The organism is Ahrensia marina (assembly GCF_042140245.1).
Lineage (GTDB): Bacteria > Pseudomonadota > Alphaproteobacteria > Rhizobiales > MH13 > MH13.
On record NZ_CP159483.1, the window covers coordinates 240,313 to 252,735 of the forward strand.

At 53.8% G+C, this 12,423-nt stretch carries 11 protein-coding genes; 5 read left to right on the forward strand and 6 right to left on the reverse strand.

Annotated features, from left to right (window positions below):
- Window positions 1-38 precede the first annotated feature (38 nt).
- The 5 genes from rfbB (at window position 39) to ABWH92_RS01205 (ending at window position 5,576) form a co-directional block, all read left to right on the forward strand.
- Window positions 39-1,103, forward strand: coding sequence for a dTDP-glucose 4,6-dehydratase (rfbB, locus tag ABWH92_RS01185; protein WP_375571387.1), 1,065 nt, complete (start codon window positions 39-41; stop codon window positions 1,101-1,103).
- Window positions 1,103-1,657, forward strand: coding sequence for a dTDP-4-dehydrorhamnose 3,5-epimerase (gene rfbC, locus ABWH92_RS01190; protein ID WP_375571389.1), 555 nt, complete (start codon window positions 1,103-1,105; stop codon window positions 1,655-1,657). The genes rfbB and rfbC overlap by 1 nt, the downstream gene beginning before the upstream one ends.
- Window positions 1,658-1,667: 10 nt before the next feature.
- On the forward strand, window positions 1,668-2,579 hold the full coding sequence (gene rfbD / locus ABWH92_RS01195; RefSeq protein ID WP_375571391.1) for a dTDP-4-dehydrorhamnose reductase: 912 nt from the start codon (window positions 1,668-1,670) through the stop codon (window positions 2,577-2,579).
- Window positions 2,576-3,475: a glucose-1-phosphate thymidylyltransferase RfbA gene (gene rfbA / locus ABWH92_RS01200; protein ID WP_375571393.1), complete on the forward strand. Its 900-nt coding sequence runs from the start codon at window positions 2,576-2,578 to the stop codon at window positions 3,473-3,475. Before rfbD ends, rfbA begins: the two co-directional genes overlap by 4 nt.
- Window positions 3,476-3,605: 130 nt before the next feature.
- Complete coding sequence (locus tag ABWH92_RS01205; protein WP_375571395.1) at window positions 3,606-5,576, forward strand: acyltransferase family protein; 1,971 nt, start codon at window positions 3,606-3,608, stop codon at window positions 5,574-5,576.
- 116 nt (window positions 5,577-5,692) lie between these two features.
- On the opposite strand, the gene ABWH92_RS01210 is transcribed toward ABWH92_RS01205, so the two are convergent.
- From ABWH92_RS01210 to ABWH92_RS01235, 6 genes are all read right to left on the reverse strand, one after another.
- Entirely contained in the window at window positions 5,693-5,917 is a 225-nt protein-coding gene (locus ABWH92_RS01210; RefSeq protein WP_375574303.1) for a methyltransferase domain-containing protein, read from the reverse strand.
- Window positions 5,918-5,984: 67 nt separating this feature from the next.
- The gene (locus ABWH92_RS01215) at window positions 5,985-7,166 is read right to left on the reverse strand and encodes a sugar transferase (protein ID WP_375571397.1); all 1,182 of its coding nucleotides are present in this window, start codon (window positions 7,164-7,166) and stop codon (window positions 5,985-5,987) included.
- Window positions 7,167-7,784: 618 nt separating this feature from the next.
- The gene (locus ABWH92_RS01220) at window positions 7,785-8,348 is read right to left on the reverse strand and encodes a class I SAM-dependent methyltransferase (RefSeq protein WP_375571399.1); all 564 of its coding nucleotides are present in this window, start codon (window positions 8,346-8,348) and stop codon (window positions 7,785-7,787) included.
- Complete coding sequence (locus tag ABWH92_RS01225; RefSeq protein WP_375571401.1) at window positions 8,345-9,157, reverse strand: glycosyltransferase; 813 nt, start codon at window positions 9,155-9,157, stop codon at window positions 8,345-8,347. The genes ABWH92_RS01220 and ABWH92_RS01225 overlap by 4 nt, the downstream gene beginning before the upstream one ends.
- Before the next feature lie 263 nt (window positions 9,158-9,420).
- The gene (locus tag ABWH92_RS01230) at window positions 9,421-10,602 is read right to left on the reverse strand and encodes a glycosyltransferase family 4 protein (RefSeq protein WP_375574304.1); all 1,182 of its coding nucleotides are present in this window, start codon (window positions 10,600-10,602) and stop codon (window positions 9,421-9,423) included.
- A gap of 94 nt (window positions 10,603-10,696) precedes the next feature.
- On the reverse strand, window positions 10,697-11,491 hold the full coding sequence (locus ABWH92_RS01235) for a class I SAM-dependent methyltransferase (RefSeq protein ID WP_375571403.1): 795 nt from the start codon (window positions 11,489-11,491) through the stop codon (window positions 10,697-10,699).
- Between the last annotated feature and the right edge of the window lie 932 nt (window positions 11,492-12,423).

A 12,423-nucleotide genomic window follows, 5' to 3' on the forward strand; every position in this document is an offset into this window, starting at 1 on the left:
TGGATCAAACACCAGATTGACGCGGTTGGAACGAAGATATGGCAAGACGAACGCTCGTTACGGGGGGCGCAGGTTTCATTGGTTCGGCACTGACGCGCTTTCTCATTCGGGAAAGGGACGATCATGTTTTTGTCCTTGATGCTTTGACGTATGCGGGCAATCTCAACTCGCTCGCGCCGGTTGTCGACGATCCGCGCTTTACCTTTTTGCAGGCTGATATTGCTGATAAGCAGACAGTCGCCGACGCGATCGGGCTCTTCGCTCCAGACCGTATCATCCACCTGGCTGCGGAAACGCATGTCGATCGCTCAATCGACGGACCAGCAAACTTCATTCGAACGAATGTGGTCGGAACAGTTGTGCTCCTGCAGGCGGCGCTGGACTACTGGAGAGGATTGCAGGGACCTCTCCGCTCGCGTTTTCGCTTCCTGCATATTTCGACCGATGAAGTATTTGGATCTTTGGGTGCCGAGGGCCGTTTCTGCGAAACAACGGCCTACGACCCGCGCTCGCCCTATGCCGCTTCGAAAGCTTCAAGTGACCATCTTGTACGAGCTTGGTATCACACCTACGGCTTGCCGGCGTTGATAACGAATTGCTCCAACAATTACGGACCATACCAGTTTCCCGAGAAACTAATTCCATTGATGATTCTCAATGGCATCGAGGGGTTGCCTCTGCCTGTCTATGGCAATGGGGAAAATGTGCGCGACTGGGTTCATGTCGAAGATCATGTGGAAGCGCTCTGCCTAGTGGCGGATGAAGGTCAGCCGGGCGAGACCTACTGCGTTGGTGGCGATTTAGAGAGACCTAATATCGATGTGGTTCGTGCGGTGTGCGCCGCTCTCGATGAGCTTTTGCCCGATCCGTCCATCGCCCCCCGACACCAGCTGATTTCCTTTGTTGAAGACCGACCAGGGCATGATGCTCGGTATGCCATCGACTCGGGCAAGATGACTCGTGCATTGGGCTGGCAGCCAACACGCAGTTTCGAGACAGGGCTTGCCGAAACGGTGCAGTGGTATGTCGACAACCGCCGCTGGTGGGGGCGTATAAGATCAGGTCTTTATCGGGGTGAAAGGCTGGGGATTGGGGCCGCCTGATGCTGATCGAGGCAACCGATATTGATGTAGTCAAGACGCTCCTTCCCAAACGTCATGACGATCGTCGGGGCTATTTTTCCGAGACCTGGAAAAAGGAACTGTTGGAATCGGAAGGCATCTCGGTCGAGTTCTTGCAGGACAATGAGTCGCTCTCGGTCAAGACCGGTACTTTGCGGGGATTGCATTTTCAGGCGCCGCCGTTCGCCCAGGACAAGCTGGTTCGGGTCGCGCGGGGTTGTGTTCTCGATGTGGCTGTCGACCTGCGCCGCGGAGCGGTCACCTACGGGCGGCACGTCGCGGTTGAATTGTCGGCAGAGACCGGTCGGCAGTTGTTTATTCCACGCGGTTTTGCCCATGGTTTCGTTACGCTGGAGCCGAATACACTCGTCGTCTACAAGGTGAGTGCGCCATACGCTCCTGATCACGACTTCGGACTGGCGTTCGATGATCGCGAATTGGGCATCGATTGGCAGCTTCCAAACGATGCGTTGGAGGTGTCGGACAAGGATAGGCGCCACCCGCCACTGTCGGCACTTCCAGCCTATTTCGAATAAGGATCATGCAATGCGGATCGTGGTGACGGGCAGAAATGGTCAAGTGGCGCATGCCATTCGGTCGCTAACCGATGAGAGCGCCGAAATCATATCACTGGCGCGCCCAACGTTGGATCTTGCGCAGCCAGCAACCATTTTACCTGCCCTCGCCAGTGCCGCTCCAGATGTCATCATCAACGCTGCCGCCTATACCGCCGTTGACCAGGCAGAAAACGAAAGCGAATTGGCCTTTGCCGTCAACGCGACCGGCGCTAAGACTATTGCTGAGGCGGCGGAGCATCTCGGTATCCCGCTGGTTCATCTTTCGACCGACTATGTGTTCGATGGCTCTCTAGGGCGCCCTTACATTGAAGCCGATCCAACATCGCCGCTGGGGGTCTACGGTTGCTCCAAGGAAGCTGGCGAAGTGGCCATAGGCCGAAGCGGGCTGAATTACGTAATCTTGCGCACGGCGTGGGTCTACTCGCCAACCGGTAGGAACTTCCTTAGCACCATGCTTCGTCTAGCAAACGAGCGCCCCGTTGTTCGCGTGGTTGCCGACCAGTTTGGCGCGCCAACCTACGCAATGGATGTGGCGTTGGGCGCAATCCTGGTTGCGCGCAGGCTCGTTGATGATTCAGATAAGGCCGTGCGAGGTATCTTCCATATGACAGCCGCCGGTCAGGCAAGCTGGGCAGACTTTGCGGAGGCAATTTTTGCCGAAAGCGCGGCAAGAAACGGGCCTGCCGCGCGTGTCGAGCGCGTTTCGACAGACGAGTATGCGAGCCCGACGAGGCGGCCGGCTGATGCTCGTCTCGACTGTTCCCGGTTTGCTGCCGCATTCGGTTGGACCCTACCCCACTGGCGCACTCATATCGCCGAGGCTGTCGAGGCTTGTCTCAAACTGGACACCACGAAAGAGGATGAGAGGATGCTGTCATGAAGGGAATTATCCTGGCGGGCGGAGCCGGGACGCGCCTGCACCCTATGACGAGTGTTGTGTCGAAGCAGCTTCTGCCGGTCTACGACAAACCCATGATTTTCTATCCGCTGACCACGCTGATGCTGGCCGGGATTCGCGATATCCTTATCATCACAACGCCGGATGAACTCCCACGGTTCCAAGCACTCATGGGCGATGGTGCGCGATGGGGCGTGGCATTATCGTACAAGGCCCAACCCAGGCCCGAGGGTCTAGCACAGGCGTATCACATTGGCGCAGACTTCGTTGGTGACGGTCCGTCGGCTCTAATTCTGGGCGACAACGTCTATTTCGGCCACGACCTGCAATCGCAGCTTTCGCGGGCCCGGGCGCAAGCCGAAGCCGGCAATGCTGTGATCTTTGCCTATCACGTTACTGACCCGGAGCGGTATGGCGTCATCGAGTTCGATGAGGCGGACGTGGCGATTTCCATTGAGGAGAAGCCAGCACTGCCCCGGTCATCGTGGGCAGTTACAGGGCTCTATTTCTATGATCGGGATGTGGTGGAGATCGCCCGCTCACTGGCTCCTTCGGCTCGCGGGGAACTGGAGATAACCGATGTGAACCGCGCCTATATGGGCCGCGGCAAGTTGAAGGTACAGCGTCTTGGGCGGGGCTTTGCTTGGCTGGATACGGGCACACCGGACAGCTTGCTTGAAGCGTCCGAGTTCGTCCGCACACTCGTAAAGCGGCAAGGCCATCGGATCGCCTGCCCCGAAGAGATAGCCTTTAGACTTCGGTGGATTTCGCGCGAAGAACTCGTCGATTTAGCGCAACGGCTTGGGAAATCTCAGTATGGTCAATACCTTGAAGAAGTGGCTCGCGAAGAGCTCATGTTGGAGAAGTCGAGTGAATAGAAGACTTGAACGCTATATCTGCCAACGCAATCCCTCTGCTAGGGAGTGCAGGCAGTTCGTCCCCAGAAAGACGCTCCAAGTTGAATAGTTCATATTCACGTTGGCTCAGTCGCAGCGTCGAGGACATGCCGTGATCGGCAAAAAAAGAATCCGAGCCAATAACAAGGCGCACAGGTTGGAAATCGACGGCTTGCGGGCGATAGCCGTCTTGGCCGTTGTGTTCTACCATCTTGATTCAACACTTGTTCCAGGAGGATTTCTGGGGGTAGATGTCTTCTTTGTGATATCGGGCTTCCTCATAGCTAAATCTATATTCGCCGATATCGATGCAGAGCGTTTCACGCTTTTGAGTTTCTATGAACGTCGCGCACGACGGTTGGCAGCTCCTTTCCTTCTCGTTGTTGGTGTCAGTACCATATTCGGTTATGCGCTACTCATGCCAGACGACTATTCTGCCTTTGGTTCGTCTGCAGTGTCTGCACTGTTGTTACACTCCAACCACTATTTCTTCGGAGTATCGGGGTATTTTAGTCCTGACGCGCATTCCAAACCGCTACTACACTTTTGGTCGCTGTCGGTGGAGGAACAGTTCTATCTTGTCTTCCCTGTTATGACGCTGGTTGTGGCTAGGTGGTGCGGATCGCATCTTTTTCCAATTTTCGGCGCGTTGGCTGGCTTATCCTTTGCATTGTGCGTGTTCGTGGTCCCGAACCAGCCGGATATGGCCTTCTTCCTCATCCCATTTCGAGCTTGGGAACTCCTGTTAGGTGTGCTGCTTGCGATCGCGTTACGACAAGATCGGATAAGGGTTACAGATGTGGCCAAGGAAGCGTGTTCCGCGATCGGGGTTGTTCTTGTTTTGTGGAGCATCGTATTCTTCACTTCGGACACAACGCATCCTGGATTTCCGACGTTGATACCTTGCATAGGCACGGCGTTGGTGATTTTTGGAGACAGCGAGCGCAAAACAATCCCAGGGTTGGTCCTATCTGCCGCACCGATGGTAGGCCTCGGACGGCTGTCTTACGCTCTGTACCTGTGGCACTGGCCTGTGATCTGTTTTGTCGTTTACTATCTAGGTCGTTCGCTCACAGTGCCCGAGCAAATGGCGGTCTTTGCAGGATCGATTTTGCTATCTATCCTAACGTTAGAATTCATCGAAAACCCAGCCCGCTTCAGAAAGACACGTATCTTCACCGGCGAGACCATCGCTGCGACAATTGTTGTAATTAGTGCGGCGTCAGTCACGAATCTGGCCATTCATCGTTCTGGAGGTTTGCCACAACGTGTCGATCCCGAAGTACGTCGCATGGCTGACGCCCGCTCGGATTGGACGCCTGATCAGTTCACTTGCGCGGATCCGGATCCGTCCGAAATCCGGACTGGGGACATTTGTCGATACACCACTTCGGGAGCAACGGGGCTCCGGGTTCTGCTGTGGGGAGATTTGTATGCAACCGCCCTGCTGCCTCCGATGGTGGATTTGACAGACTCGGATGGGTACGAACTGACGTTCGTCGCGACCAATGGGTGTCCACCAATTCTCGATTTGGAAACGGAGAAAGGCAACTGCGCCGAGGCTAATGATGCTGTCAGAGATCTGATGAAGAACGAGGCTTTCGATCTGTTGGTCATGGCCGCAAACTGGCGGTCCTATGGTCGCGACAATCCCGTCTCGTTCCGCACTTACGAGGAAGATGCAACTGAGGAAGGAATCGGTGCAGGCTTAAGTACGACGCTAGCTTATTCGCTTACGCAAACAACCTCGGTCTTGGTGGTCGGTCAGGTGCCAAGCTACGTGGTTGACGTCCCGATGTACCTTGCTCGAGCTAGCTTCTTCGCGCCGATCGACCAATTGATCGGTACGCGACGAAGGTTGCCTACAGCGCAATGGGAGGTCGAATACGTGCACATTGCCGCCTCAGAAGCAGGTGTGGACGTCCTCGATCCTTCGGAGTTTCTCTGCACCAACGGGCTCTGCCGTATGATGCAGGATGAACTTGTTCTGTACAAGGATAGAGGCCACCTATCCAGCCGCGGCTCTCAGGCCATCATGGGGGAGCCATTGAGGAATGCGATTTCTCGCTTGGCCGGTCACTGACTAGAAATCGTCACCTTCTATCGAAAGACGCATAGAGGCAGTACTGCGAGAGGCGGCGGGCAAGAAATGTCGAACGTAGCGGCATATAGAAGGACCTTTTGAGCTCAAACCCGCTGTCAGTGACATCGTATCAGCCGCTCTTCATTGTAGAAGATCTTGTGGTCTGTGTCAGCATGACAGCCCTTCTCTCCCGGAACGCCGACGAAGAGGGTGGCGTCCGGTTTCAGCAACCGATGCGCCTCGGCCAACAGCGGACCAGGCTCGCTTATATACTCCAACACATTGTCCATAATGCCGACATCAATGGAGCCATCGCAAAAAGGCAGACTATGAGCTGTCATCGCCAAGAAGAACAGAATCTACTGACTCACGGTCTTGATCCCGATGGCTAGGTCACAGCATTCTATGCTAGACGCGATCCTCTCTTTTACGGGGCGCTATTGTCCTAAGAATGATCATCAGATCCGTTAAAAGGTTTCGTGTTGCGACATAGTATTCATCGGAACGCGCCAGTCGCCGAGGACTACTCATATCGATCCCGTCAACCTGGGAAAGCCCCGTTAATCCGGGAAGAACTTCGTAGACGCCAAGTTCATCGCGGGCTTCAACCAATTCTTTTTGTACGGGCAAGCATGGACGTGGGCCGACAAGGCTCATGTCTCGTTTCAGAATGTTCATTACTTGTGGAAGCTCGTCAAGTTTGGTCCGGCGAAGGAGGCGACCAACCCGAGTAATTGCATCTTCCGAAATCTGATGTGTTGCCGCGTTAGCAGTTCCGATATGCATAGTCCGAAACTTAAAGCATTCAAAGATTTTGCGGTCCTTGCCGACGCGCTTTTGGACAAAAACAGGTGGGCCGTTTGAATCCAAGCGAATGGCAAAAAAAATAAAGATGAAAAGCCACCAAAAAAATAATATAACACCCAAAGAAAATGTATAATCGACAAAAAGCTTCAGATTTAGATAAATTTTATTATTCATTTGACGGTCTGATACAATATAATTGCCTTTTTGGCGTAATTCAATCAGATTATCTATAGAAAACACAACGTGTTCCATAGATGCAGTTGGTCTTAATGATCCTAAACACTGAAACAACGGTAAACGTAGAAACTCTGGAAATGAATTTAAGATCGATAGTCGGCCACTAAAATTGTTTGAGTAAACAGCGGGCAACCGAATATGGGCCACCCTAAGACCAGGCACATAGTTAAGCCCATCTTCAGCGGCAAGCTTTGTTCTCGAATAGGCATTGCGATTCCAACCGAGTGTCGTAGCATTGATGAAGATTTGAACGTGTGCGGCTGCCGCCGCTTCACCCATATTCATTGTAAGTGTTGTGTTCGCTTCTTGGTACTCCGCTTCTGAGGCAAGCGTTCCAGGCAGAGCAGCTGCAAGGTGAACTACTACATCCACATCGGCGAAAGCACCAAGGGCTTCAGTGTTGTGGAAAGTTGGAAATCTATGGCCGAACTGCGCTGCAAGTCTCTGCGGATCGCGCCCAAGAAGAATCAGGTCATGTCGATCAGCCAAATGTGCGACCAAGGCAACTCCAATAAAACCAGATGCACCGGTGATAGCTATTCGCATTTTGGCCCAAAGTGTTTCTTTTTGCCGTGGCTGTTATCGCATTCGGACGAGCAAATTCTACTGTGTGGAAGCTTCAAACCAAATTGGTAGCCACTGGCGCAATAAGAAACTCAACGGTTAGAGCCGTTGTACCACTTCTCAGTCCGGATAGCCCAACCATTAAGCTTTCGGGCGACGATCACGGTGACAACTACGCCAAAGCTGTGCTCCATTCAATCATTTTGTATAGCCGGTCGATTTCGCCTGTCTGATCTGCGCCATCTTCGCCACATTGGTTAAGCGGGAGTTGGTACGCCTGCTTCCCAACTTGAATCTGAGGGTTGCATCAATCCACTGTCTCTTCTGCGAGATATGATCAGCAGCTGTGTGCAGCTTCGCGGTCATTCTTTGCGGTTTGCACTGTATCACATCTAATTTGCTTTACCGATTCCCTTGCCTATTGTTCGGTCAATCACGGCGGTAGGTTCACTAGCGACGAGACTCTGTGCGGTTTTCAGACCAAACCATACCCAAAATCGAAAAACCGAAGTCTTTTCAGCGAGTTGAATAATATAAAATATGCTCTAACCAAGGCGAACTCGCAACGCAGGGGCCGAGGTCCTTTCGGTTGAGGATCATCTACAACGGCTTGAACGTTGCGTACAGGCAGTGTTGCGTGAGGCGGTGGGCAAGAAATGTCGAAGGTAGCGGCATATAGAAAGACCTTTTGAGTTCAAACCCGCTGTCAGCGAGCCGTCGTATCAGCCGCTCTTCGTTGTAGAAGATCTTATGGTCAGGGTCCGCTTGATAGCCTTTCTGTCCCGGAACGCCGATGACAAGGGTCGCGCCCGGTTTCAGCACCCGATGCGCCTCGGCCAACAGCGGACCAGGCTCGTTGATATGCTCCAATACATTGTCCATAATGCCAGCATCAAAGGATCCATCGCCAAACGGTAAAACATCTGGTGCCATGACATGGGCCGTTAGCCCGCGCGCATGGCAATGCGCTACAAGCTTGGGATTGATGTCCACTCCGACCGTCTCTTTACGAAAAGCAAGGAAGTCGCCAATACCGCATCCGATATCCAACGCGACACCGCTCAGCTGTTTTGACAGCCTCGGGTAGAGGAATAGGCGGCGGTAGATAAGTCCCTTCAAGCTCCTCGTACGCAGGTAGCTGTAGTAGGTGTCAAAAGCGGTCATAATGCTTCCGCCAAATCTAGGTAGGAGGACGCACATGCCTTTTGGCGAAACCTAGAAGGCAGAAGGCTTTGCTGGGAGGTAATGCTGCGTCTGAGATCTGCTGCCTCTAACATACACCGGGAGAGTTGCGCAGGATCGCTGAAGAGCGTGCCATTGATACCGGGCTCGATCACCTCGCGGTTGCCGTCGACATCCCGCAGTACGGCCGGAATTCCAAGATGCAAAGCTTCAAGCACAGCTCGGCTGACTCCCTCCGACATGGACGGAAGAACCAGCGCGTCAGCTTGCGCCAGGATGAGGTAAGGGTCGTCGAGCTGACCGGTGAGTTGGATGTTATCCTTTAGATTGGCGGACCGTATGGCGGCCTCGATGTCGGCGCGCAGCACGCCCTCCCCTACCAGGGTCACCTGAATGGTCTTTCCACTGTTGATCAGCTGGTGAGCGGCCGCTATCAATTCAAGCGGTTGTTTGCGGGCACTGAGGCTGCCAAGAAAAACAAAATGTAGTGGTTTGTTTCGACCTGCTGGGCGGCGGTAGGGTTCAAGCACGGCCTCGTCGACGAAGTTGCCGATAATGGCCGGTCGCCGGTTGATATAGCAACCAACCTGTTCCGCCATAGGCTCGGTCATAGCGACGACTTTGTCGGCCAACCCCAAGGTCATCAGGTGGAGCTTGGCCAGCAGCAAGCCGGTAAGCCCATAGTCGAAATGATAGTTGCGCGGTAGGTTGCCACGCACACTTGATATCCAGTGTGCGCTCTTGCGGACCAAAAGGGCCATTGCATCTGCGGATAGGCAGAATGAGATCATGGTTGCACCGCCTGCTGATGAGCCACCACGTCCCCCAGCCTCTTCAAGGACTTGGCGCAAACGCCGCACCCCTTTGTACCACTTCCCTGCGGCATGAAGATCCAGATGTCGAACACGATGGTCGAGCACAGCCTGCGCGCCGGGCCCTGATTTGACGGAAACCAATGTCACCTTCCGTTCGTTGACCAGTGCATTAGCAAGCGCAATGGCACCTTTGACCGGTCCTTCTGGGCTCATGGACGGCACAAGAACGAATAATTGTCTCATGGGTTTTTTTGTGCCGCCATGCTTGCCTTTGCCGCGGCCAGGATCGCCTCAGCCCTTAGCTGCCACGTGTGTTTCGTCAGATATGCCTGATGGCCAGCGGCGCCGATCGTTTCTGCCAAATCCGGATCGTCCAGAAGGCGATCCAGACAGCCTATCCAAGCTTCGGGCACATCCGGTGGCGCAAGCAGAGCTGTGTGGCCATCCTCCAGGACTTCGCGCAAAACGGGCAAGTCGGACGAGATGATCGGTGTTCCCGACGCTAGATATTCAAACATCTTCATGGGTGACATCCAGCGCGCCGTGTCCTGGTTGGCAACGCCGATTGAGACATTCCTTTGATAGGGCATAAGCAGCACATCGCAAGCGGACATCGCGCGAAGCGCCACGGGATGCTGCACGAAGCCGGTATATACCAGATTTTCGAGGCACGTATTTGAGCGATGGGCCGCGACATCGGCGTTATTGCCTCCAACGACCAAGAACAGCACGTTGGGGCGTGCAGCGGCCATGCTTTCGATGATTTTTATGCCACGGCCGGCGTATAAGTGCCCAAAGTATCCGCATACACTTTCCCATTCCGAGATGTCCAAGTTCGGAACAAGCGCGGCGAGTTCGGAATACCTGTGTGATGGCGCCAACGGCTCGATGCCGGCGGGCGCCGCATCGTGAAGAACGATACTGCAAGCCGGAGCAACACTATGATGGTCTGTGAGAATGGACTTCAATTGTTCTGAAATGACCACTGTAAGGGTATTTGGCCGTGTCATGATAGCGCATTGAAGGAGTTTACGGAGTCCGAACTCGAGCTGGTGGGTCTCGAAGACTAGTGGCCAGCGCAGAGCAACAGCCAGAATATACGCCGCATAAAGGTTGCGTGATATCACGAGGTCTGGCCTTGCCTGACGCGCCAACTGCGCAAGTGCCAAAACCGCAATCCGCAGACTGTTCCCCCATTCCGATCGGCTGAAATAGCTTAGTGTCGCAAAAGAGTTGGAGGATATGCCGTAAGCTGTTGATATGGCCTCTGGCAGTCGGGACGGATCGGCAATGCCTCGCTTGGTGACTAACGTGACCTTAGCACCGGCCATAGCGAGGCCAGCGCACTGATGTGCCACATGAGCCGAGTTTGCCGTTCGCGACGGTAGAATGGACGGTGAAATATAGTAAACTGAGGTCACTTGGCTCTTTCCATGCAACTTCGAGCTAGCGCCTTAGGTTTGTGCTGTGTCGCATTATAGCTGCAAAATAGTTCGAGATGTTTCCTATGACGGGTCATTTTTTAATGGCAACTATCTGGGTTTGACCGACGGACGGGTGAATGTGTGAAGCGAGCCGGTGCAAGACATGCTTTGGCATGTAGAGTGCCAGTTTGAACAGTGGCAGCGCCTCGAATCCCGCGCGATTGACAAGAGCCTCAAGTGATCTCGGTGTGTATCCTTGGATGTGCTCAAAGGGAGCCATCACATGAGGGCTTGTCCCGTCGAATGGCCAGGTCTCCCAAATCGGTCGCAGGATTTCTTCTTTAGCGACGTTCGGCACACGAACGATGATCAAGCCGTGCGGGTTGATCAGCTTCTTCAGGCCGGTAAGAACGTCGAAAGGCCGCGACAAATGCTCAAGAACCTGCTCGACGTGGATGACGTCGAACTTGCTGCCGATCAAGGCAGAGTAGTCCGAAACGAACAAGAAATTCTCTTCTGAGTTTGCAATGGATCCACGGTTTTTGTTGGGTTCGAAGGCCGTCACCTGAAACCCTGCTTCGATCGCTGCTCTCGCCCAACGACAATTCCCGCTTCCAAAATCCAGTAGGCGCGCTTCCTGCCCAGCTAAACCTCGCAGTTGACGCATCCTGGCGACCATCTGCTTAGTCGGCTGCTGCCCGTCGCCGGCGGTTCTTTTCAACGGCAAAGCCGTTTCATACATCTTTGCTAGTACTTCGTCATTCGGGACGACGGGATACCACCGATGACCGCACTGATTGCACTTCGCTAAGGAAACTCTGTGAGTGTCGGCCCATGTTTCGAAAAGAGAACCGTACTTCAAACGAACAAAGGTATCGAAGCGCACACGTCTCTCGTCGTTAAGGACTAGCATCTCATCCCAGTCAGCAGCCCCACATGCAGAGCAGATGTCCAGACTGCAAGCGGAATTGCTTTTGTCAGGGATGGGCACTAGCCAGTTGCTCCGGGACAGTTCTGAGAGAGGGGTGCCAGCCGATGCCTGGGTAGTCAATGAAACCCCATTTTTCTGCACGCTTGGGGTTCAACGCGCAATCGATCCGAGCAATGGTGAGCATGCGAAAGTACGAGTCCCATAGGTTGGACTCGTTCCATTGACGGCTGTAGTTACTCCAGTGAGTACTGATCCGGTCGTGTTTAGCCCGCTGCAAAGTGATCGAGTAACGCAACCTTTCTCGAAACAAGGTTAGGTTGTCAGCAGTGTATGCCCGTTTTACAAAACGGTGCCAGTTGCGATGGCGAGGTCTTACACAAAGGCTCTCGCAAAAGCCACCGTCCAATTGTTGCTCGTTCGCAATCGCCTGGGCCGTCCGCTCAAGCAGAGACTTGTTGTCTTCTATGCCTGAGGTTCCGCCGGCCGATGTCAAGATGAATACAGCATCATAGTCAAAGCACGCGCCACCACCGGGATAGGGTGCGAAATGACCAGTCTCGTCCGCTAGAACTCGCAACCATTGAGACGGCTTCCATTTGCCTGGGAATGGTAGCACGCATGTACTCAAAAATCTCATACTGATGGTAGCCATTTTGAAATTGGAGGTGAGTCGATCCCCTGTCTGGGCCCCAAAAACCGAAGCGGTTCATTGTAGCGATGTGAAGGCCCAACCAAGACGCAAGTTGCTCCCCTGTATCGAGGCTTGTATACCTTCGCATATGCAATAAAAAGATCGCTAGAAACATCGCCTGGTTCCCAGATTGAGCTAATCCTTGGAAGGCGCCTACTTTACTCAACTCTGCCGCTATATCGGTTGGCATCTGTTC